Here is a 22,796-nt window from a genome sequence, read left to right on the forward strand (position 1 = left end):
GGCCCAGGCGTCGCGCACCATGGAGCGGGCCCGCTGGGCGCAAGGTAGTCGCCGGCCGACGTGGGGGCCGACGTGGTCCAGGGATCACGACAGCGAGGTCTGCGCGGTACAGCGGTCCGGGAACTGGGGGCCCGCCCCGCTACCACCTAAAGGCGAATCGTTTGCTTTAGGTGACGGTAGGACCTATGGTTGCTTAAAGCAAACCAGTTGCTTTAGTCGCACCTCGCGTAAGGGACGAACGCCGTGTCCATGACCCCGCAGCCCAGCGCCCCCGCCACCGCGCAGACCCCAACATGGTCCGTGGGCGACCACACCGTGCGACGCGTCGACGAATCAGCGCTTCCCGCCGCGACCGGCCCATGGCTGCTGCCCGGGGCGACCGCGGATGTCGTGACCCACACCCCTTGGCTGCGCCCCGACTTCGCCGACGAAGAGGGAGTCCTCCGGCTGGCGAGCCACAGCTTCGCGGTCGAAGTGGACGGACTGCGGATACTGGTCGACACCGGCATCGGAAACGGAAAGCGGCGCGCCAACCCCGCCTGGCACAACCTGAACAGCGACTACGAAGCGCGGCTGACGGCGGCAGGCTTCGCACCGGAGACCGTCGACGTCGTCATCCTGACCCACCTTCACGCCGACCATGTGGGCTGGAACACGCGCTCTGAGGGCGACAGTTGGGTGCCCACCTTCCCCAACGCGCGCTACCTCACCTCGCAAACCGAATGGAACTACTGGGCAGGTGTCGAGATGGAGGAGTCTCGGCAGCAGATGTTCCAGGACTCGGTGCACCCCGTCCGGGACGCGGGCCTCCTCGAACTCGTCGACGTCGCGGACGCGGGCACGGACATCGCGCCGGGCCTCCGCCTACTGCCCAGCCCCGGCCACACTCCCGGCCAGGTGACGGTGGAGCTGAGCAGCCAGGACGAGACTGCGCTCATCAGCGGCGACAGCATTCACCACCCGGTCCAGATGGGGCATCCGGAGCTCTGCAGCTGCGTGGACATCGCACCCGAACTCGCCGCCAGGACCCGGCGCCGGATCCTCGATTCGCTGGCCGGCACCTCGACCCTGCTGCTCGGCAGCCACTTCCCGCCGCCGACCGCCGGTCACGTGCGGCGCGAGGGCAGTGCGTACCGGCTGCTGCCTGCCGCACCCCGGGTCGCAACGGCCCGCTGCTGAACGGAGGACCGGCGCCGGTCCCCGGGCGCGGCGGCAGTGGCTCTGTCCGGCGGGGAGGCTGGACGCCTGTGACGACCCGCCCGGAGCCGCATCGCCGACCAAGGCGGCTCCAGCCGCTGTCCTCCCCGCACATCGCGGCGCGTTACTTCCACCACCTCGCCGGTCGGGGAGGGCGCCCCGCGCGAGGAGCGACGAGGGGAGCCTCGCTCCGCGCGCACCTGACGGCCGCCGCCACCGGATGGTGCGGCAGCCGTCCCAGGGCCTCGACGCTACTCTCCCGCACCCGCAACTGCCCCCTGCATGCGCCCAGTTGGCCGGGCTCGTGGTCCGCGCCGACGCTCTCACCGGACCCGCGCTGCAAGGGATGCGGCCTTGCGTGACCCGGCAACCGTTCGCCTCGACGGGGTGGCGGGGGAGTGGGTGGCTGCCATGCTGGCGAGGAGCTTGAGGTGGTCTTCGGAGGTGCTGCCCGGTTCGGCGGTGTAGAGGCTCAGGTCGTGCACGGCCCGCTGGGACACGGCAGGTCACCTTCGCCGGACACGCCGCCATCGGCATGCTCGCAGGCACCATCTCCCAACTCGCCTTCGCCTACCGCGGCCTCCCTCACCGGGGCATACCCGCCCTGGCCGCCCTCGTCGCCGGGTTCGCCATCACACGCCGCGCCGCACACGTCACCGACGAATCCGTCGCGGCGGCGAACCCGCCCGGATGGGACCTCCCGCTGCGCATGACCGTGGCCACCGGCGTGGTGAGGGGCATCATCGCCCTCGCCCCCGTCATCGGCCCGCACCTGGCCGAACTTCTCTCCCCGTTCCCCGTGTTCGGCGTCGTGATGGCCGTCTTCACCCACCGCACCCATGGCCCGAACGCCGCCGCCGACCTCGACGGCCTCGTCATGGGACTGGCCGCACCCGCCGTCTTCTTCCTCGCCCTCACTCTCGCTCTGCCGTCCATGGGGCTCATGGTCTTCGTCGTCGCCACGCTCGCGGCACTCGCCACCCAGGCCGGGACCATGTTCGTCATGCCCGCCGACCGCGGCACAGACGCAGCTGCCGCGCCCTCCAGGTGAGGAATCGGCGCCGAAGCCTGTCGACGCCGGGCGTCGCTCGTCACCCGCCGTCAGGCGTCAGGCGCAGACCGCTCGAACTGCGACTCAGTCACTGGCCATAGGCAAATCGTGTGGCAGACGGAGCCACTGAAAAACCATCCGCGACATCTTCGTGTGGGGCGTGGGCGCTTGCCCAGCGCGCGGGCCGGCCCGAGTAGTCAGTGATACACAGGCGGCTGCGAGTGTGGCGAGGACCGGAATCCGAAGACCGAAATGCGGTCGCCGCGGCCAGGTCCGCGTCGCTTTGCAGCGACGGCAGGATGCTCTCCGGTATGTGCCATCACCGAGGCACCGAGGCACCGAGGCACCGAGGCACCGAGGCACCGAGGCACCGAGTCACCTCTTCCGCTCCTGCGCGGACGCGCGGCGCGTCGCCGATGGTCCACAAGCCGGGTGCCCGGTTCGTTGCCCGGTATCGGCTGCCGGACGATGGCGGGCCAGCAGCGTCTGCGTGAGAGCGGTCAGCAAGGTTGTGCGCGGCGGCAGTTCGGCGACGACGACGTGTTCGGTGTCGGCGTGTGCGCCTCCGCCCACTGCGCCCAGACCGTCCAGCGTGGGCACACCCAGGCCGGCGGTGAAGTTGCCGTCCGAGGCGCCACCGACGCTCGCGGCGGACAACGGCTCGATATGAAGGTCGGCCGCGAGCGAGTCGGCAAGAGCGAACAGATCCGTCGACGCCGCCGCGTCCAGGGGCGGGCGGTTGACGCCGCCGACGATGTGCAGGCGCGCGCCGGACAACACGGGGCGCAGCGCGCGCACGGCCTGATCGACCCGTTCTTGTTCCGTCCGGTCCCAGGCCCGTACATCAACGGCCAGCTGGGCGGTGGCCGGCACGGTGTTGGCCGTCGTGCCTGCTGTCAGGGCTGTGGGTACGACCGTCGTCCCGCGCGTCGTGTCGGAGAGTGCGGCCGTGGCGAGGACGTGATGGGCGAGTTCCATGCCTGCGTTGATGCCCTTGTCCGGCTCCAGACCGGCGTGTGCGGCGCGTCCCTCGACCTCGATCCGGTAGAGCGAGACGCCTTTGCGGCGGCACTTCAGCGCCCCGCCCTCGGCCGACGCCTCCAGGACGAGTACCGCCTCGCAGCCGCGGGCCGTTTCCTCGATCAGCTCGCGAGACCCCGGTGAGCCGATCTCCTCGTCGCCGGTGATCAGGATGGTCAGCCCGTCCCGGTCGGGCAGTGCCGCGGCGGCGTGGAGAGCCATCACCACTCCCGCCTTCATGTCGAAGCAGCCCGGACCGCGCAGGATGCCGTCGCGCACGGAGTAGGGGTGGGTGCGCAGCGTCCCCACCGGCCACACCGTGTCGTGGTGCCCGAGCAGCAGTACACGTGAGGGGCCATCGCCGAAGCGCCACCGCAGATGGGGGCAGCCGTCCGTCACGAGATGCTCAGGGCCCACCCCCAGCAGACGCAGGCCGACTGCGGCCACCGAAGCGGCGCTGTGCGCGAGGGCTCGATGGTCGTGGGACGGTGACTCGCAGCTCACCAGAGTCTCGATGTCGGCGAGCAGGGCGTTCAGATCCGGCGCTGTCATCGCGACTCGCCTCGCAGCGGGCGTCCGGGCAGAGCGTCTGCCCGCAGGACGCCGTCCGTGACGACGGGCTGCCCCGCGACGTACAGGTACCGGACCCCGCGGGACGGGCGCGTGGGATCAACGTAGGTGGCGGTGTCCGTCACCGTCGCTGGGTCCAGGACGACGATGTCGGCATCGGCCCCGACGCTCAGGTGCCCTTTCGCGCGGGCAGCCGGTGCGACGTCGTCGAGGATTCTGGCGGGCAGGAAGGAGCAGCGCCGGAACGCCTCCGCCCAGGTCCAGGCGCCGCTCTCCCGCACCATCAGACGCAGCGCCTTGGCGAAGGTTCCGGCCGTGCGCGGGTGTGTCGTCCCGCCGGGCGGCAGAGGCCACAGGGTGCTGTCGTGGTCACCGTTCGGCCAGAAGACGGGCATCGCGTCGCTGGCGACGACTGCGTCCGGGTAGGCGAGTGCCTGCCGCATCAGCTCCAGATCGCGCGGCTTGCCCTCATCGAGGAATTCCAACAGGCAGGGCGCGCCGGGGTCCTGGGCGCGCAGATACCGTAGACGCGCCTCGTCGGCGATCCGCTCACCGGTCTCCACCATGATGACGCTGCTGGGTCCCAGACCCTTGAGGCGCAGCCGCTCCGGCGCGATGAACGCTGCGCCGACGGCCGTGCTGCCTGCCCCGTACGGGTAAGCCTCCACCGTCACCCGCGAGCCGGCCCGCTGTGACTCCTCGAGCGTGCCGAGGACCCGGTCGACGTGCCGGCCGGACGTGCTGTTGACGTGACAGTGGTGCATGGCGGCACCGGTCTCCGCCGCCGCGATGGCGATCTCGGCGGACCCGTCGACCGACGTGGCCGGATCCACCTCGACCAGTTCCCGGACATGGGTGAACGTCGGTACCCCGGCCTTGGCCGCCAGACGAGCGACAGCCAGGAACTCCGCGGGCTCGGTCGCGGGCGCATAGCCCATCAGGACGCCGATCCCCAACGCACCGCCGGCGAGTTCGCCTTCCAGCAGGGAGAGCCAGGCGGCCAGTTCCCGCGGGGAAGAGGAGCGCTGCCAACGGGGGTTGCCCAGCACCGCGAGGACGGACTCGATCCGGGCGTCGGGGGCGATGTCGGCCAGCACCTGCGCTCGCGCACCGCACCAGGACGCGGAGAAACCGAAGTGCAGCGGCCGCCCGGCCGCGGCGGCCTCGGCGTAGGCGCGTTCGATGGGCATCAGCCCGGCTTCGAGATCGAGTGCGGTGGTCACCCCGTCCATGGCCTGCAACCGGTGACCCGCGATCGAGTGCACGTGACTGTGCAGATCAATGAAGCCCGGGCCGATGATGAGACCCGTGACGTCGATGACTGTGGCGTCCGGCGGCGTATCGAGCCCAGGGCCGACGGCGCAGATCGTTCCGTCGGTCACGAGCACGTCGGCTGTCCCGTCGAAGCCCTCGGCCGGATTGATGACGCGGCCGCCCCGCAACAGTGTCTGCATGGTCATCTCCTTGTGAACACCTGCTGGCCCTGACCCTAGGAGCGGAACGGAGCCTGCGAATTCGTCCGGGTCGACGAACCAGGGTGCTGTATTCCATCCGGCCGCACGAAGTCGGGAAAGTCGGCCTGGCACGGGCCGCCGCGTGGGCGGTCGACGCTGCCCCCCGCCGCCCGCCTGTTGTCAGGGTGCTGACGCAGGTCGATCACCAGTCATCCTGCGAATGGTTCGCCCGCGGGATCGCTGCACGCACTCCCTCGGAGAACTGAGCGGAGAACCGAGCGGAGAACCGAGACCGGCCATCGTTGGCTGTGGATGTTCATCACCTGCCTCTTGCGCCAGTACGCGATCTGCCAGGCGGTCTGTGGCTCAAGGCGTGGGGGTGGGGGAGATGGCGTGAGTGATGCCGGTGTCGAGGTCACAGGTGTAGCCGCTCTGGTAGGCGCGCTGGTAGGCGTCTTCTCCGAGAGCGGTGCGGGTGTGTTGTTCGCAGGCTCGGCGGGCCGCGGTGACCGCGGGGACGCCGGCCTGTGGCCGGCCGAGGGTGTTCCATAGCTGTGTGGCCAGGCCCAGCAGCCAGGCGGCGTCGGGGTGTTGGCCCAGGGCGGTGGCGGCACGGGCCAGTGATTCGAGGGCCATGCCGCTACCCACGCCGTCGCGGAGTCGGTGTTTGACCAGGAGCGCGTCCCGGGCGTGCTGTTGTGCCTGAGGGAATCGCTGCAGGGCCAGCTCGGCCTGCGCGCGGACGAAGTCGCCCCAGGCGCGCATGCAGCGCTCGCCGCCCCGGTCGCAGGCGGCGCTCAACTCGTCCAGCCAGGCGAGGGCCTCTTCGTGGTGGCCTCCGGCGACGAGGGTGTGGGCGCCGAAGACCAGGGCCGCCAGGGGGAGCAGGGTGAGCGGCGTTTCGCGCCAGTCGATGGCGAGCAGGGTCTTGGCCAGGGACACCCCCTGCGTGAGGTCGCCGCGCAATGCCGCGACCCGCAGCTGGGTTGCTGTCGCGTAGGACTGCTCCATGGCGCTGAACGGTGCGGCCAGCGCGGTGCACTCGGCGGCCCGTGCCTCCAGGGCGGGCAGATCGCCCAGGTAGACCAGCAGCGGACCGCAGGCGTACAAGGCCTTCACCCGCGCCCGCGAGGGGACGGTGTCGGCGGCCAGGGCCCGGTCCAGGTAGAGCCGCCCCTCCTTGAGGAACCCGCAGCCGTACCAGAAGAACCACAGCGCGGCGGCCAGCTCCAGTGCGGTGTGGCCTTCGGGTTCGGTCAGGCTGTACTCCAGGGCCGCGCGGAGGTTGTCGTGCTCGGCGGTCATCCGGTCGTACCAGGCGAACTGATCGGGCCCGATCCAGGCGGCGTCGCCCTGGCGGGCCAGGGCCAGGTAGTGGTCCCGGTGACGGCGGTGCAGGACGTCGTCCTCGCCAAGACCGTGCAGCCAGTGGGCGCCATATTCGCGGATGGTGTCCAGCATCCGGTAGCGCTCCGTGTCCCCGGCCGGTTCCCAGGTCAGGATCGACTTGTCCACCAGTGCGCCGAGGAGATCGGGGATCTGCGCGCCGGGGAGGTGTTCGTCGGCGCAGATCTGCCGGGCCGTTTCGGCGTCACAGCTGCCGGCGAAGACCGACAGACGCGCCCACAGCAGCCGCTCGGCGGGGCTGCACAACTCGTGGCTCCAGCCGATGGCTGTACGCAGGGCCTGGTGCCAGGGAGGCTCGGCGTCACGCGCGATGCCGTCGAGGTCGCCGAGGACGGCGAAGCGGTCGTCCAGCCGGGCGGTCAACTCCCGCACCGACATCTCGCCCAGCCGGGCGGCCGCCAGCTCGATCGCCAGGGGCAGCCCGTCCAGGCGCCGGCACAGCCGCACTCGCTCCGCCCGGTCGGCATCGGTGACCGTGAACCCGGGCACCGTAGCCATGGCACGCAACGTCAGCAGGAACACCGCGTCCGCACTGCCCGCCTCCGCGTCATCCGCCTCGGGCACGGGCAACGGCTCGATGGTCAGCACCCGTTCACCGTCCACGTTCAGGGGACTGCGACTGGTGGCCAGGATCCGCAGCCCGGGCGCGGCCCGCAGCAGCGCCTCAGCAGTGGATACGCAGGCATCCGCCAGGTGCTCGCAGGTGTCCAGGACCAGCAGCAGATCCCGGTCGGCCAGGTACTCCGCCAGCACGTCGAGCATCGGCCGGGTGGTCTGATCGGCCATCGGCAGCGCCTCGGCGACGACATGCGCCAGCAGCTTCCCTTGGCGCAGCGGCGACAGCTCCACCAGCCACACCCCGTCGCGGACGCGGGGCTGCAGCGCGGCAGCGGCAGCCAGCGCCACCCGGGTCTTGCCCACCCCGCCCACCCCGGTCAGCGTCACCAGACGCGCCGGCGCCTCACCCGACACCCCCGCGAACAGGCCCTCGATCTCCGCCAGTTCCGTCCTGCGATCCACCGTTCCCGTCCGAGGCCGGGGCAGATTCCCCACTCGTCGCTCCTCCCCAGCCACGCCGACACCAACCTCCCGGAACCCGGCACCGCCACAGGCGGTGCAGACGCCAGCCTGGTCCCGCACGGCACCGTGCGGCACCGTTGTCGACGAACTGTCCCGAACTGTCCCGATGAGCTGTCATGCCGATCACGCCAGATCACATCCGGACAATGACGCGCGGAAATCCGGCAGGAACGTGCGCTCCCGCGATGCGCGAGCAGCCATGCCCTCGTGGAGCCGGCCATCACGGCTGTTTGAGCGCCTGTGCCCCGACACGCTCGGCTCGTCAAGGGCCCAACTCCTCAACACCCCCGCACAACGCCGACCTTGCTTCGTAGCACCGCAAGGCAGCTGAGGCTGAGGCCAAACGGCAAGCGAGGACGTGCACGAAATCCGCCTACCAGGAGCAACAGTTTGTCGGGGCGACGACGGGTGTTGGCGAGGAGGATGCCGAACGCGACCGGTACACCGTTCGCGTCCCGGACCACCCCCTGCCCGCCTGCGCTGACCTGCGGGAAGCGCCTCCGGACGCATACGGCCGCGCGTCGCCTTCATCGCGGACCGGTCGGTGCCCCGCTCTGGCCGCATCTCGACGACCATGCGCCATCCGTCCATACTTTCCCCGCTGCACCCCTGCTGTTAGCCATGTCTGGCTACTCTCCAGTCGCCCTGGTCCGGCACAGGAGAGGCACGTTCATGAGTACCCCGGTCTACCGCACCTCTACTTCGCAGTCCGTGGCTGCCCCGACGCCGGCCGGGCGGCGCCGCGAGCGGAGCCGGGCCGGGAGCCCGCCCGACTATTCGGCGGAGCGTGCCCTCGTCGAGGCCCAGTCCAGGACAGGCGATCGAGCCGCGACCGCAGCAGCGCAGCGTGCCCTCCTCGACGTGCAGTCCAGCGCCGGCAACCGAGCCGCGGTCACGGCGGTGCAGCGCGCCAAGGACACGGCGAAGGGAGGGACGGGGGAGAACGCCAACGCGTCCACCGGATCGAGGAGTTACCGCGACCGCATCGCCGCGGTCCTCGACAAGCTCAAGAAGAATCTCGAATTCATCGACACGTTCGTCAAGGGTGTTCACGTCCCCGCCAACGCCGGCTTCTCCCAGCAAGCCTCCGCCACGGCCAACGACGCACTCAAACACTCCGCCGGCTCCTCAGGGGCCGCCGCCGCGTCGGAGAACCTCGTCACGGAGACCGCCGGCGCCGTGCTCAGCGGCATGGAGGCGGCCAAAGCCAAGAAGGACGCCGAGAAGCACAAGAAGGGCGCCGCCTTTCATGGAGCAAACAAGAAGGTCAACACCAAATCGGCCGATGCAGTCGTCGGCGCAGCCGGCGCGGGCAATTACGCCCTCGGTATTGCCAAGGAACTGACCAAAGCCCAGAAGGCGGCGCACGCCGCGACAGCCTCCGAGGCGAGCGGTATCGGCTCCAGTGTTGTCGGCGCGGTGAAAGGCGCCCGTGCGGCGGGCCGCTTCGGCCTGACAGCACGCAAATACCGTGCCCTGAAGGGGCTCGGGAAACCCGAACGCACCGATGAGGGGGCACTGACCCGGCTGAACGAGGCGCGGCAGGAAGCCGAATGGGCCGCGGCCGAGGCGTACGTCGCGCTGGATGCCCACTGGGGCCACGAGGGCGAGGACCGGTTGGAGCGGGTTTCCGAGGCCATCGATGCGGCCTGGGCAGCGATGGGTGACGCCCGTGACGCCGCCAGAGACGTCCGGCGCGCCGAAGACGTGAACACGATGGATACGGTGCACACGTACGCGCTCGGCAAGCAGCGCAACAAGATGGGCAAGCAGGCGTTCACCGCCGTGGGCGAGTCCACCAAGGCCGCGGGCGGCATCGTGACGGCGGTCGCCGCCACAGCGGGAGGCGCCGGACTGGCGAGCAACCCGGTCGGCTGGGGACTCGCCGCAGGTGCGGCAGGCCTGATCCTCGGCGTCACTGCCTACAAGGCAGGCCGCGCGGGCATGAAGCGCTATGAGGGGGCCCGCCACCCCGAACGCTGGGCGGCGGATGAGACCCCGGCGGAGCCCGCCTCCCGCGAGGACGCGCTGAAGGAGGCCCTGAAGTTCTGGAAGAAGGTGACGAACGGCGAACGCCAGGCCATGGCCCGCAAACTCTACGGATTGGCGGCGGGCGCGGACATCAAGGGGAGCGGCGACACAACAGCCGAAATGCGGGCCTCGGCCCGAGCACTTCTCATCGCTCTCAAAGCAGGCCCGACCCACCACCGGCTGACCCCGGACGAGTGGTCGAACTCCCTCAACGACCCGGAAAAGAGCGCTGCTTGGGTCAAGGAGATAGCAGAACAGCTGTCATCGGCCTGAGCTAGTGCTGCTATTCCAGGGGTAGCTGCCGACGACGGTGCAGCGCACGCGATCAGGGGGAACCCGCGTCCATGCCGCTTGGAGCGTGACGAGGGGTATCGGAGGTTCCGTTCGTCGGCATGTTCGTGACGGTCAGGGTTGTGACGGCGAGGCGTCATCCGATCAACCGTGACACCCGCCTGTGGTGCGCCACCCGCGGCAGATTGGGGGATACGTTGAACCCTCCCTAGGGAAGTAGCGGAACATGAACACCAAGGAGATCGGTCCGCGACTGGCGGGCGGGAAGCTGATGTACAACCGTGCCGTGCGGGTGGACGAGCCGCGCAGTTGGCTCTTCGTCTCGGGGCACGAAGCACGCGATGACGATGGCAATATCACGCACCAAGGCGATATGGCAGGCCAGATGCGGCTCGCACTGCAGCGGCTGGGTGAGACCGTGGAGGAGGGAGGCATGTCGATGGCAGACGTCGTGCAGATCAGGATCGCCACCACCGACCTCCCTTCTTGCAAGGCGGAGTACGGCGTACTCATGGACGCACTCGCGGCCGCGCATTGTCGGCCTGCCAGTCTGCTGGCGGAAGTCAGCGCCCTGTCGGACCCGGACATGCTCATCGAGATCGAGGCCGTCGCGGTGCGCTGAAGCATCATCTGCACTCACTACGGCATCGGCGGGTGCACTACGTCCGTCCGTCCGTCCGTACGCACGGACGCGGCCGATCTGCTGCCTCTGGCCTCGTCACCTGGCGCTGCACGTCCGTACGTGGCGTCAGCGGCGCCCTTCACGTCACCTTCCGCGGCGTCGGCAGGCTTCACCTCGCTGGCCCCACCGAGATCGTCGCCACCGGCGCCGGCAACCTCCGCCGCACCGCCGACTCCTACGGCCGCGCAAGGGGAAGACGCGTACCGAGCGAGGACCAAAGGAGAGCAGGCGCGAGGTTCCCACCGCACAGATCAACGACCGCTTCGTCTGGTACGCGGAGCGGCACAAGCTGACCTGCTGGAGCCGCAGCAGCTGCGAGCCCTGGGTGAACGCGCGCAGAGAGCACGTCAAGCGCAACGGGGCCAGGCCGGCTACCGGGCTCACTTCGCGCTGAACCCCGCCAGCACTTTCTGCAGCTCAACGCCTTCGGCGTGTGTACTTCCGTGAGTAATACGGGGTGTCGGCGGCGATCCGTCGATCGGCGGCAAGATGCCGTCAAGGATGACGTACGCCTCCTGCCGGGTCGTCCACATCGCCTCGCCCAGGGACGGAGCGAGGGCCGCCCACACGTCGACGGCCTCGCGTATGTAGCGGGACACGGTCGCGATTCCGATGGACAGATCGATCGCCGACGCGCAGACACGCACGCGAAGCTTCGGGCAGGCATGGGTGATCTTGGTCGAGAACCCGTCTACCAAGAGCTTCGTCGACCCGCAGAAGCGTCCAACTCGCGGTCAACGTCTCAAGGTTAAAAACGCTCAGGACGCCTTCGACCCGATTCAGGCATGACGGGGTGCTGCCTATTCTGCTCCGTTGCTGTTCAAGGCCGTGATTACGAGATCCAACTCATTCGGCATCACAGCAACAAGGAGGGTTCCCCCGGGAGAGGCGCACTCAACGATCCTGGACCCACCATTGATCTTCATCGCCTCGCGCAATGATGGTGACCGCACGCCGGCCCACCGCAACCCATCAGGAAGGGATACTTCCGAGCCGGCCTTGGTCCGGGGCTCCCACCCCATTCCTGAGGGCTCTATCAGCAGGCGACCACGGAGCCACCGTCCTTCGAGCGAAGGATGCCGGAGCAGGCAGGGAACCCTGATCACATTCCCCTGAGCGGCACTGTCTGCACGTTGCTTCACTCTGCGGCGGAACAACCACGCCGTGAGCCCCGCTGCTGCCAGGGCAACCACAAGTTCGCTCACTGGAGCATTCAACCAGCGCTGAGCTTGGGTGCCCATGAGATGGCTGGAAACGGACCGGACTCCCAGGCATCATGTCCGTACGGCGGACCGGTGTTGCACGGCGCGACGTGCCCGCAGAGTCGCGGTGGAAACAGGCGCGAACTCCTCCTTGCCTCTTGGGTATGAGGGGAAGACCCTCCACCAATGGCCACGTTGGTGGAAGCGCTGCCCGAGTCGACGCTGCACGAGGTGATCGGTCTGCTGGTCAGGCTGGTCGAGGCCGCGGGCGCGCTGGTCATCTTCATCGGTGCCGCGTGGGCGTTCGCGCAGTTCGTCCGCGCGGGCCTGCGCGGGCGCGGCAGGGGCGCGGAGTTCAACGGGATCAGGCTGGGCCTGGGGCGGTTCCTGGTCCTGGGCCTGGAGTTCCAGCTCGCCGGTGACGTGCTGCGTACGGCGGTCGCGCCGAGTTTCGCCGAGATCGGCCAACTGGCAGCCATCGCGGCCATCCGGACCGCGCTGAACTACTTCCTCGGACGGGAGATCACCCAGGAACGGGCCGAGGTCGAGCGAGGCGACACGGTGCCCCCGCCCAACATCAAGGGCACCAAAGGCCTGCCGACATGAGCACGTGGCTGCAGAGGGCGGCCATGCTGATCCCCGTACTCGGTCTCGTCGCCGCAGTGGCGGCCTGGCGTCTGACGCACACCGTGCGGCAGGCGCTGGCCGTGCTGCTCGACTTCCTGTTCGCCGCTGTTCTGCTCCGACTGGCCGCCGAACCATCGTGGAACAGCATGGTCCTGGCAGCAGCGATGATCGCGTTACGCAGGCTCCTCGGCGCCTATCGCTCCCCGCTCTGAGGAGCGTCCTTCCAGGGCCCACCACCGATGTCAACCCACAACTGGAGCTGGGACGAGCCGGCAAACACCGGAGCCTTGACGCGCACACTGCCGCGGGGCAGGTTCTGCTCAGGTAGACGGCGGAGTTCGCTTTGCCGGGCAAATCTCAGTTGCTCGCGCCGAGAGTTCGCGCAAGTGCGCCGAGAGTCACGTCGACGATGGCGCGCAGCTGCTCCGTGCTCGTACCGGCTCTGCTCATGACGGCAAGGGACTGGTTCACGGCCGCAAGGTGGGTCGCGAAGGACTCGGCCGCCTCGTCGTGCAGTCGGCCCGCCTGTAGCGCGGCGCGCAGCCGGATGTGCTGGAAACCGATCGCCTCCCGTGCGCGCGCCGCGACGCTCACGCTCAGCACGGGGGTCGCCATGACGGTTTGGGCCACCAGGCATCCGTCGGGCAGACCGGGGTCCGCGATCCGTTCCAGGGTGATGTCGAAGAACGCCCGTGCGGCTGCCAGGGGTCGGTCGGCGGCGCAGGACAACGCAGCGTCGTACTTGTCCCCGTAGCGCGTGGTGTAGCGCTCCAGGCAGCGCATGAAGAGCGTGTCCTTGTCACCGAGGGAGGAGTAGATGGAGCTGCGGTTGAGCCCGGTCGCCCGGGACAGGTCGTCCACCGACGTGTCCGCGTAACCGGCCCGCCAGAACTGGATCATCGCGGCATCGAGCGCCGCGGCGACGTCGAATTGCTTCTTGCCTGCCATGCCGCACCTCCTTTCCTGCTCTGCCTTCCCAGTGGAGACCATCCTCTCATCTTGAACTAAACAGTTCAAGATGGGTTAGGGTCAGGGCATGATCACGTCTGGGACGCCCCGCAAACCGCACAGTGCAGCGACACGCACGCCGGGTGCTCGCGGTCGGCGACCGGGGCCCCCGAGACCGCAGTCGAGACCGCAGACGAAGGCGCAGACGAGACCGCGGGCGAACGGCGTGTCGGCGGCCTCGTATCCGCCACCCGGTCTTTCCCGACGGACCAAGCCGGGTGCGGTCGTTCGTCGCCGGCGGCGTGAGCGTCGGCGCGCCGTTCATCAACGCGCTGCCGGCGCAGATCGTCACGCCTGCGGCCCTTTCCATCGTCGGAACTGTCTTCGCTGCCGCGGCGGTCGGAACGCTGCTCCGACACGGTCTGAGCGAGCGGTGCCGACGCACTGGGCGATCCCGGCAAGCGAGCCGAACTCCATGCAACCTACTTTCGGTTCCACTCCTACGGGCTCGCCGTCCCGGCCCTGCTGCTCGGTTCCGCCGATCAGGCCGTCGTGACACGTGTCTTCGGCATCGGCCGACGCACCGCGTCAACCAGCACACCAGACACCTCAGCAGAGCTACAGCACATCTCACACCGGTGGAGGACAAACATGAATGACCCCGCAAACGCGCCCCGCGTCTCCGGTAACTCGGTCCGCGACCTACCGCTGCCAGACCTGGCCGGTTTCACCCACCGTTGGGTCGACGCGGGTGGCATCCGGCTTCACGCGGTCGAGGGCGGCCGGTCGGACGGTCCCGCCGTCGTGCTGCTCGCCGGGTTCCCGCAGACCTGGTGGGCATGGCGCAAGGTGATGCCGAACCTGGCCGACCGATTCCACGTCATCGCGATTGACCTGCCGGGCCAGGGCCACTCCGAACGCCCGGACATCAGCTACGACACGCACACGGTCGCTGCGTACGTCCATGCCGCGGTCAAAGCGCTCGGAGTCTCCACATACTGGCTGGTCGCCCACGACATCGGCGCGTGGGTCGCCTTTTCGCTCGCGTTGAAGTACCAGAGCCAGTTGCGTGGCCTGGCACTGCTCGACGCCGGCATCCCGGGCATCACACTCCCTGACGCCATTCCGACCGACCCCGAGCAGGCGTGGAAGACCTGGCACTTCGCCTTCCACCTCGTGCCCGACCTGCCCGAAACACTGCTCGCCGGCCGCGAACGGGAGTACGTCGGCTGGTTCCTGAAGGTCAAGACCCTCTCCTCCGGCACCTTCGACGATGCCGAAATTGAGCACTACGCCGCGTCCGTGGCCGCCGACGGCGGTCTCCGTGCATCCCTGGCCTACTACCGGGACGCCTCCGAGTCGGCGCAGAAGAACCACGAAGCGTTGGAACAACAGCGCCTGACGGTTCCGGTTCTCGGAGTCTCCAGCAGCCACGGTTCCATCACCGACATGGCCGCTTCCATCAGGCCGTGGGCCGACCAGGCCACCGGCATCGTCGTGCCGGACGCAGGACACTTCATTCCCGATGAACAGCCCGATGCCGTCGCTGCCGCACTGACCGACTTCATCGCCGAAGACGGTTGAGACTGGGCGGAAGCAAGTGTCGATACCGGCACCCGCACCCCCTGACCGACTCAGCTGTTCCGCATCGCATTACCGCGACTCCGCCCGGTCCGCCCAAAGTCGGGTCGACCTTCTCGCCGTACGCCGTGGCGGTCTCGTTGGTCCGGGTGTGCGCTGTCGTTGGCCCGCGAGTGTGATCTTCGGCGCTGGTTCAGGTGCCGGTCGCTCGCGTTGAGCGGGGGCGGTCCCGCAGGGCAGGCAGCCGGGCGCACTCTTCCGCTCCGGCCAGGCTCTCGCCCAGGGCCAGGAGCGAGAGGAGCCGCACCGATCGGCCGGCTCTGGCAGCGGCCTCCAGTTTGTGGTGGCCGTCGAGGATGAAGTGGGTCAGGCCCCAGTGCGCGGAGGGGTCATCTCCCGAAGGGAGGGCGGGCCGGCACACGTCCAGCGTGGAGATCGCTACCGCCGTGGGGACCGTTCCCTGCCCCATGAGCGCGACGTACTCCTCGACGCGCTCCCTCTCGTTCCACGTCGGGGCGACCATGGGCACGACGAACTCGTACAGATGGGCGTCCGCGTCGACGACGGTCTCGAAGGTTCGGTAGTACGGGGTGTGCGGGTACTCCGGGAGGCCCCAGAACTGATCGATCCCCCACGTCGCGACCTGTTCGCCGCTGAAGTAGTCGCCCTCCTGACCGGGGATGACCAGCCGGGGTTCCACGCTCAGGAGCAGCGGAAGATACTCGCCCTCCGGCAGCAACGCACCGAACGCCTCGATCACGCCGTCGTCGTCCGGATCCTCCAGTGCACCGGTGAGCCGGTCCTGCACGCTCTCCAGGGACAATTTCTCCCTCGCGGTCTCCAACCGGCGGAAGAGGAGTGGGCACGTTCCGCAGTAGAAGCTGAGCTCGAAGGCAGGCTCGTCGTCGACCATGAGCAAGCGGCGCCGCGGCGCCCCGCCGCTCTCCTGCAACTCCGTATCGAAGTGCAACCGCGCCTCGGGAGCAGGGACGCCAAGGCTGCGCGGGCTGCCCAATTTGATCATCACGGACCGACCGTACGGGACGCTGCGGATCGGCTCCACCGACTACTGAGCGCCTATCCGGCCGGACGGGCCGACAACGGTGTCAAGTCACACCGCGCGCGGCCAGGCGACAAGAAGTTCGGCAAGACCGACCTGCGCCCGGCGCGGAACCACCATGCGCGGCAGGCGCCGGGTCCTCCACCTCTTAGCCGCCCTGGCGGAGTTCATCCTCGAACCCACCGCCCAGGGAACCCGCGACGTCCTGGCCGCCGCGTCTGCTGTCGACTCAGCGGGCACCCCATGGTCGCCACCGAGGAAATCATCCGCGCCGCCCACGACCTGTTGCCCGATCCAACCCGGCCGCACAGCTGAAACCCGGAGTAGGCGTGAGCGGTCAAGTGGGCTGCGCTGCTTACGGTTGAATGAGCTGGGTGAATGAGACTGCTGTTCTGCGACTTCGTCAGGCCGTCCAGCGTATTCAGGCCGCCACGCGTGAACGTGCCACCACGGGGCGCGGCCCTGAGGAAGCCGATGACATAGTCGGCACGTTCGCCACGGACGGCGCGCTCGGCTTCGATCCGTTCCCTTTCCTTCGGGCTCTCCACGAGGCCGGTTCGCATGCGGTGGTCATAGGCCAGGTAGCCGGCATCATGCACGGCTCGGCAGAGCTGACCGGCGACCTCGACCTGCTGTGGGACGGTACGCCCGAGCAGGCGGACGCCCTCCGCGACGCCCTGACCGCCGCAGGCTGCACGAACCTTCCCGACCTGGAAGCGCCCCAGGCGGCCTACCGGGTAGCCGACGCCAGCGGCGACCTGTGCACACCCGCCCTGCCCTGGGGAGCCATGGACACCGCGCCCTGCCTTGTTCGGGCAGCGAGTTCACGCGATCCGGCGGGCTTCGCCATCTCCTACGCCAACCTGGACGATCTGATCCTTATGCGGCGCTCCCTCGGCCGCCCCAAAGACCACCGTCGCGCGGACGAACTTGAAGCCCTGCGTCCCTGAGGAGCAACACATCCCTGGCCCTCGCACAGCTTCGTTGGCAGGCCGCGCCGTGGACGAAATACGGCCGCAGCAACAGCAGTTGCTGTTCGCAAACACTTGGACTGGCGACCTGAACCCTGGGGCAGACCCAACCATGTCGTTCGGACAAGCGGTAAACGCGGAGGGGGTGGAGCTGTGCTGACCGACATCTGCGCAGTGGCGCGGCGCTCGTCGTGATCGGGCTCGGTGGCGGCGCCTGGGGGCTCCTCCGGCGGTTCCGGCGTGGGGCGCAGGCAGCCGTGGTGCCGGTGGACGCACTTCTCGGCGGCTTCGCCCAGGTTGTGTCAAAGGTGCCACGATCGGCGACTTGGGGGGCCTGTGGGGCGCCGCGGGTGGCCCTCGAACCGGCCGGCGAGGGCCTGTACCGCATCCAGTGGCATCACCCCCAGATGGGAATGGGATGCCTGACGGTCATGGGCGACGACCAGATCAAGGGCATGCTCGAACCACGTATGGACTGCACGCAAGGCACCCTGTTCCGCCTGGAACCCACCGCCGCTGACAGCACCGCAACTTTCCGGCTTCGCCCGGCCCACAGCAGCCGGTGCGTCGGCATCCTCGACGACGACACCACCGAGGGGGCCGAAGCGATCGAAGAACCATGTACCGGCGAGGCCGACCAGCGCTTCCTCGTCCGAACGAACTGACCCCCCGAACCGCTGCTGGCTGTGACTGACATACTCACATGGCCCCCGCCTGCCGGTTTCCCTGCCCTTACAGGTAGGCGTGACTGCCCGTTCGTCTCTCGCGCCGCGCGCGTATGTGCTGGTAGACAGGGAGGTCGACCCCTGACAAAGAGGAGCCGGCATGCGGGCGCGGAGAAGTCGTGACAGCGAGCGGGAACCCCTGTCCTCGCCGACGGCAGGCGCGAAGCCACCGGTGGCGAGTGCGGCGGGGCCTCTCGGCATGCAGCCGAGGATCGGCAACGCCGCGGTGGTGCAATTGCTGCGGCGGTCCGGGCACCCCGGGGCACTGGACGGGCACCAGCACGGACCAGGATGCGGGCACACCGAGGAGCCGAGGCCGTCAGGGCAGTCGGCGCCGTCGGCGGTGCAGCGTTCGACGGTGCCCGGTGTGCTGCGCGGCAGCGGACGGGCCCTGGACACGACCACCCGTACAGACATGGAGGGCCGCCTCGGCGCGGACTTCTCCGACGTACGACTGCACACCGGCGCCGAGGCCCGCCGCTCCGCCGCCGAGATCGGTGCGCGTGCCTACACCTCCGGCAACGATGTCGTCATCGGCGACGGCGGTGGCGACCGGCACACCCTCGCCCACGAGCTGACCCACGTGATCCAGCAGCGGCAGGGGCCCGTCGCGGGCACCGACAACGGCGACGGGCTGTCCGTCTCCGACCCCGGCGACAGCTTCGAACGGGAGGCCGAGGCCAACGCCCGGCGCGCGATGAACGGTTCTCCCGTCGCGCGGACCGTCGACGCCGACCGGTCCGCGCGCGGAAGCGACGGCAGCGCCGTCCAGCGGATGAAGCGCACCCGCGAGGAGAGCACGGAAGGGGAGATCTCCGAGGACGCGGTCAACCTGATCGCCGCCACTGCCGGGCGGGAGGAAACCTACGCCGGCGGGCAGGGGCGCAAGCTCCCCAAGACGCCCGTGGAGGCCGCCTGCTGGGAGTGGGCCGTGCGGGCTGCCGCGGACTCCGGCGGCCTTGACCGGGGGGAGTACTGGAACTACCTCATCGGCCTGAGCGATGAGGACGACGTACGGGAGATGGACCAGGTGGAGCCCGCGGTCAGGAGCGATCTGGACCGTTTGCGGGACGACATCGCGGCCGCGGGCATGCGCTTCGACCCCGACTTCGAAGGCCAGCACGACGAGGCCGCGATCCGCCCCCTCATGGAGCGGGCGGTCCGGACCTTCGTACAATCCCACGGCCTGCGGATCGACGCCGCGAACCCGGCGGGCTGGATCGTGTGCCACTACCGGATGGACGGCGCTTTCGGTGCCCCCGAGCACTTCTGGATCGAACTCTCCAACCCGCGGGGCGGACGGGTGCTCCTCCAGACTGTCCCGGATATCCCGTTTATCGAGGCAGGCGGCACCGATCTGCGCTGGCACGACGAGAACAGCGTGGCAGAACGGCAAGGCGGCCACGAGACCTACCAGACCATCGAGGTGCCGGTCGCGGCGCTCAAGGGCCGTCACTCCGAGATCATCAACGGCATCATGGCGAGGGGCCGACGCACACGGCGCAAGCCGACGGCGTCCTCCTCCGGAACCTGACGGCCCCTGAACGAAGTGCGTCCGTAGCGCGGTTGAAGCGAATACATGGCTTCTAGCTGCGGTTTCCCGCGATTTGCCAGCTGGGGGCAGGCGCGTTGTGGTGGTGTTGAGAGTGCGTCGGTTCGTCTGCGCGCAGGAACCCTGCTCGTCGAGATGTGCTGGTGAGCGAACCAGGAGCGCGCGGATCTGCTGAAGCACGGATCGCGGGACCGCTTCCGCCAGCTCGATCGTCAACACGGGGCCGCTCATGGCCCGGGGCTCAGCCAGATCCCCAACTCCCTTGCCGGTCATGTGAGTTACAGGAACTTGCTTCGGTCGGATGACCTACAGGTAGTCGGCGACGAGGTCGGCGAACTCCTCGGGGGTGATGACCTTCACGCCGAGCTCTTGCGCCTTGGTGGCCTTGCTGGACAGCTTGCCGCCCGCGGCCGGGGCGGACACGAGGTAGGCAGTCTGGGCGGTGACGCTGCTGCTGTCCTTGCCGCCCGCACGCTTGATCAGGTCGTTCATGGCGCTGCGGCCGACCTCGGCGAGCGGCCCGGTCATTTTGCCGGTGACGACGACCTTCAGCGGCTTGCCGCCCTCCCCGGCCAGCGGACCGGACTGCCCGGCCGCCTCGTCGAACGGCTCGGACATCATGGCGCCCGCGGCGGCCATCTTGTCGATGACCGGGCCGAGTTCGGCCAGAGCGGCGACGATGCCCGGCGCCTTCTCCGGGCCGATCCCCTCGACCTCTGTCATGGCCTCCGCGTCCGCAGCGCGGACCGCGTCCATCGTGCGGAAGTACGCCGCGATCCGCTGCGACAGGCGCCGGCCGGTGTTGCGGATCCCGAGCGCGCACAGCTGCCGGCTGAGCGGTCTGTCCTTGGCGGCCTGGATCTGTTCCACGAGCTTGATACCGCGCTTCTCACTGCCCGCCGCAGTGGTGAGCGTGGCCTCGTCGAGGGTGTACAGATCGGCAACATCCGCGACGGCCCCTGACTCGACCAGCGCGTCGACGTAGGTCTGGCCCAGGCCGTCGATGTCGAGGCAGTCACGCTGCGCCGCGTACGCGATGAGCGCGGGCAGGCGGCAGGCGGCACCCTGCACGCACCGCCACCGCTCCTGGCTCCTGTCGATGTCCGAGCCGCAGTTCGGACAGACCTCCGGCAACGGCACCTCGACCGCGTCCGCCGGACGCAGGCCGACCACCGGCGCCTGGATACGCGGGATGATGTCGCCCGCCTTGTACACGGTCACTGTGTCGCCCAGGTGCAGGTCCCGGCGACGGATGTCGGCCGGGTTGTGCAACGTGGCGAACTCCACGATGCTGCCATCGACCTCGACCGGCTCCAGCCGCGCGCGCGGCGCGATCACCCCGGTGCGGCCCACGTTCCACTCCACCGCCCGCAACGTGGTCGTCCGCTCCACCGCGGGCAACTTGTAGGCGATCGCCCAATGCGGATACCGCGACCCGAACCCCGCCCGCTCCTGCTCGGCCGCGTTGTTGGCCTTGATGACCACGCCGTCGATCCCGAACGGCAGGCTCGCACGCACCGCCTGGATCGCCTCGATGCGCTGCTGCGCCTCGGCCAGCGTAGGCACCACGCTCATGCCGGCCGCCTGGTCGGCGGTGGTCTGCACCCCCGCGTCGGAGACGGCGTTCAGAACATCGGTGTGTGCCGCGTTGTCGGGCAGGAACGTCTCGCCGGGCAGGTTGACGGCGCCGTAGGCCCAGAACGTCAGCTCCAGCGTGTACGGCCGGTTCTTCGCGCGCAGGGTGCCGGAGGTGCCGTTGCGCGGGTTGGAGAACACCTTCTCCTTGTGCTCGACGCGGATCTCGTTGGCCCGCTCGAACTGGTCCTGGGTGAACAGGACTTCACCACGGACCTCGAAGGTGTGCGGCAGCTCCAGCCGGGCGGGCAGACCGACAATCGAGCCGATCACGTGGTTGATGTCCTCACCGAACCGGCCGTCACCGCGGGTGACGACCTGGGTGAGGCGCCCGTTCACGTACCGGCCGGCGATCGCGGCGCCGTCCAGCTTGAACTCCACGGTGAAACCGCCTGCGACCGGATCGCCGAGACGACGCTCAAGCCCGGCGCCCCAGTCCACGAGTTCGGCGGGCGAGAAGACGTTGTCCAGGCTGAGGAGCGGTGTGGTGTGGGCGATGTCGCCGACCGGCGCGGCGCCGGCGGCGACCTTCTCGGTGGGGGAGTCGGGCGAGATCTCGTCCGGGTGCGCCTGCTCCCACTCGGCGATGCGCCGCAGCAGCTGGTCGTAGGTGGCGTCGTCCAGCACGCTCTCGGTCGCGAAGTCCCCGTCGCCGCCGTAGTACGCGCGGGCAGCCTCGCGTACGCGCACGATGCCGTCCTGGTACTGGGCAGGGCTGGTCAACGCCTCAACGGCGGAAGAAGTCGTCATGCAGGTCATCCTTCCTCACGGGTCTGACAATCCCGGGGGAGCGCGCCACCCCTGCTGAACGGCCGGGGCGGCGCAGCCGACGGGGCTAGTTCGAACTCTGCTTTCCAGCGGAGTTACGCCGTGGGGCTTCTGACGGTGCAAAAGGCATGGCCGAAGCTGAGGAGCAGTTGCCGCCGAGGGCGTCTCGGCTGGATCCGCGCCGGGCTGGGGAGCGCGGCTGCTCGGCGGCACGGCCGCTCGGTCGTGCCGCGTCGTCGATCCGCACGGCGACGACGTCTGTGGCCGTATCTCACGAAAGGTTCGACGGTCCAGCGCCAGTGATGGCCGCGTCCTGTACGGGTGCGGGTTGCCGGGCCGCCTGCGAGGGGTCAGGCCAGGTGGGTTCCGCGCCAGGTCCAGCCAGAGGACAGGACGATCTTCTGCAGTGGGTCGCGCATGTGGTTGGAGTCGAAATCGACGGTGTCGATGCGATGACGTCGCCCGGTGGCGTCCTTCTCCCAATGGCTCAGCCGTGACCACACCCGGGTGCGCGGCCCGCTGCCGGTCCTGCGTTCTACGATCCGACGGGGAGGGTCGCCGGCCCGGGTGATCTCCCGTACATCCGCGCACACCCGTACCTCGTGGTGCTCCCCGTCCAGATGAATCCGGAACTTGAACGTCCGTTCAAGCTGGCGTCGAGCCTTCCCTTTGCCCCGTGCCGGCTCCATCATCTGGCACTCGGCAACGACATCAGCGCGCTCGCCCGCGAGGCCCGCGCGCACCCGCCAGGGGCGGTCCGGGACCGTGAGGGAAAGGAGAGCAGCTTCCATCTGTGACCGCATCACGGGCCTTATGCCCTCCCCTGGGTACTTGGTGCCTGTCCGCCAGTCCGAGTAGCGACTCATTTTTCCCCGTCCGCCCTGTTGATGATCGCGGAACACGGTATCCGGCACTCTGGAGGCGTCCGCCAAGGAGCACGAGGG

At 69.1% G+C, this 22,796-nt stretch carries 18 protein-coding genes; 10 read left to right on the forward strand and 8 right to left on the reverse strand.

Going from position 1 to position 22,796, the window contains the following annotated elements; all coding sequences use genetic code 11:
* The first annotated feature begins 249 nt into the window (after positions 1 to 249).
* Positions 250 to 1,179, forward strand: a complete 930-nt coding sequence (locus ACIREE_RS27075; RefSeq protein ID WP_404157294.1) for an MBL fold metallo-hydrolase — start codon at positions 250 to 252, stop codon at positions 1,177 to 1,179.
* 553 nt (positions 1,180 to 1,732) lie between these two features.
* On the forward strand, positions 1,733 to 2,248 hold the full coding sequence (locus ACIREE_RS27080; RefSeq protein WP_404157297.1) for a hypothetical protein: 516 nt from the start codon (positions 1,733 to 1,735) through the stop codon (positions 2,246 to 2,248).
* Between the two features lie 375 nt (positions 2,249 to 2,623).
* Here ACIREE_RS27080 and ACIREE_RS27085 read toward each other — a convergent pair whose 3' ends face one another.
* The 3 genes from ACIREE_RS27085 to ACIREE_RS27095 form a co-directional block, all read right to left on the reverse strand.
* On the reverse strand, positions 2,624 to 3,820 hold the full coding sequence (locus ACIREE_RS27085) for a M20 family metallopeptidase (RefSeq protein WP_404157300.1): 1,197 nt from the start codon (positions 3,818 to 3,820) through the stop codon (positions 2,624 to 2,626).
* Positions 3,817 to 5,292 (reverse strand): amidohydrolase family protein, encoded by a 1,476-nt coding sequence (locus tag ACIREE_RS27090; protein WP_404157303.1) that lies wholly within the window; start codon positions 5,290 to 5,292, stop codon positions 3,817 to 3,819. Before ACIREE_RS27090 ends, ACIREE_RS27085 begins: the two co-directional genes overlap by 4 nt.
* 366 nt (positions 5,293 to 5,658) lie before the next feature.
* Complete coding sequence (locus ACIREE_RS27095) at positions 5,659 to 7,719, reverse strand: ATP-binding protein (RefSeq protein ID WP_404157305.1); 2,061 nt, start codon at positions 7,717 to 7,719, stop codon at positions 5,659 to 5,661.
* Between the two features lie 960 nt (positions 7,720 to 8,679).
* Here ACIREE_RS27095 and ACIREE_RS27100 point away from each other — a divergent pair.
* Both ACIREE_RS27100 and ACIREE_RS27105 read left to right on the forward strand, forming a co-directional pair.
* On the forward strand, positions 8,680 to 10,083 hold the full coding sequence (locus tag ACIREE_RS27100; protein WP_404157308.1) for a hypothetical protein: 1,404 nt from the start codon (positions 8,680 to 8,682) through the stop codon (positions 10,081 to 10,083).
* Between the two features lie 244 nt (positions 10,084 to 10,327).
* On the forward strand, positions 10,328 to 10,723 hold the full coding sequence (locus ACIREE_RS27105; RefSeq protein ID WP_404157311.1) for a Rid family hydrolase: 396 nt from the start codon (positions 10,328 to 10,330) through the stop codon (positions 10,721 to 10,723).
* A gap of 440 nt (positions 10,724 to 11,163) precedes the next feature.
* Here ACIREE_RS27105 and ACIREE_RS27110 read toward each other — a convergent pair whose 3' ends face one another.
* Positions 11,164 to 11,430, reverse strand: coding sequence for a hypothetical protein (locus tag ACIREE_RS27110; protein ID WP_404157314.1), 267 nt, complete (start codon positions 11,428 to 11,430; stop codon positions 11,164 to 11,166).
* A 741-nt stretch (positions 11,431 to 12,171) separates the two neighbouring features.
* Here ACIREE_RS27110 and ACIREE_RS27115 point away from each other — a divergent pair.
* Positions 12,172 to 12,591 carry a DUF1622 domain-containing protein gene (locus tag ACIREE_RS27115; protein WP_404157317.1) on the forward strand — a complete coding sequence of 140 codons (420 nt, stop codon included), beginning with the start codon at positions 12,172 to 12,174 and terminating at the stop codon, positions 12,589 to 12,591.
* Positions 12,588 to 12,824, forward strand: coding sequence for a hypothetical protein (locus tag ACIREE_RS27120; RefSeq protein WP_404157320.1), 237 nt, complete (start codon positions 12,588 to 12,590; stop codon positions 12,822 to 12,824). Before ACIREE_RS27115 ends, ACIREE_RS27120 begins: the two co-directional genes overlap by 4 nt.
* 145 nt (positions 12,825 to 12,969) lie before the next feature.
* Here ACIREE_RS27120 and ACIREE_RS27125 read toward each other — a convergent pair whose 3' ends face one another.
* Positions 12,970 to 13,560 (reverse strand): TetR/AcrR family transcriptional regulator, encoded by a 591-nt coding sequence (locus tag ACIREE_RS27125; RefSeq protein WP_404157323.1) that lies wholly within the window; start codon positions 13,558 to 13,560, stop codon positions 12,970 to 12,972.
* Between the two features lie 651 nt (positions 13,561 to 14,211).
* Between ACIREE_RS27125 and ACIREE_RS27130 the strand changes: the two genes are divergently transcribed.
* Positions 14,212 to 15,144, forward strand: a complete 933-nt coding sequence (locus ACIREE_RS27130; RefSeq protein ID WP_404157326.1) for an alpha/beta fold hydrolase — start codon at positions 14,212 to 14,214, stop codon at positions 15,142 to 15,144.
* Between the two features lie 190 nt (positions 15,145 to 15,334).
* On the opposite strand, the gene ACIREE_RS27135 is transcribed toward ACIREE_RS27130, so the two are convergent.
* The gene (locus tag ACIREE_RS27135; protein WP_404157683.1) at positions 15,335 to 16,165 is read right to left on the reverse strand and encodes a hypothetical protein; all 831 of its coding nucleotides are present in this window, start codon (positions 16,163 to 16,165) and stop codon (positions 15,335 to 15,337) included.
* A gap of 410 nt (positions 16,166 to 16,575) precedes the next feature.
* Here ACIREE_RS27135 and ACIREE_RS27140 point away from each other — a divergent pair, with 410 nt between their 5' ends.
* The 3 genes from ACIREE_RS27140 to ACIREE_RS27150 all read left to right on the forward strand — a co-directional run bounded on the left by ACIREE_RS27140 (position 16,576) and on the right by ACIREE_RS27150 (position 19,431).
* A complete protein-coding gene (locus ACIREE_RS27140; protein WP_404157329.1) occupies positions 16,576 to 17,151 on the forward strand; it encodes a hypothetical protein in 576 nt (191 codons plus the stop codon).
* 371 nt (positions 17,152 to 17,522) lie between these two features.
* Complete coding sequence (locus ACIREE_RS27145) at positions 17,523 to 17,837, forward strand: RICIN domain-containing protein (protein ID WP_404157332.1); 315 nt, start codon at positions 17,523 to 17,525, stop codon at positions 17,835 to 17,837.
* Positions 17,838 to 17,997: 160 nt separating this feature from the next.
* Positions 17,998 to 19,431 carry a DUF4157 domain-containing protein gene (locus tag ACIREE_RS27150; protein ID WP_404157335.1) on the forward strand — a complete coding sequence of 478 codons (1,434 nt, stop codon included), beginning with the start codon at positions 17,998 to 18,000 and terminating at the stop codon, positions 19,429 to 19,431.
* 324 nt (positions 19,432 to 19,755) lie between these two features.
* Here the strand turns inward: ACIREE_RS27150 and ligA are convergent, their stop codons facing one another.
* Entirely contained in the window at positions 19,756 to 21,834 is a 2,079-nt protein-coding gene (gene ligA, locus ACIREE_RS27155) for an NAD-dependent DNA ligase LigA (RefSeq protein ID WP_404157337.1), read from the reverse strand.
* A gap of 368 nt (positions 21,835 to 22,202) precedes the next feature.
* Positions 22,203 to 22,766, reverse strand: coding sequence for a hypothetical protein (locus tag ACIREE_RS27160; RefSeq protein ID WP_404157340.1), 564 nt, complete (start codon positions 22,764 to 22,766; stop codon positions 22,203 to 22,205).
* Positions 22,767 to 22,796: the final 30 nt, after the last annotated feature.

The organism is Streptomyces sp. NPDC102467 (assembly GCF_044765445.1).
Classification (GTDB): Bacteria; Actinomycetota; Actinomycetes; order Streptomycetales; family Streptomycetaceae; genus Streptomyces.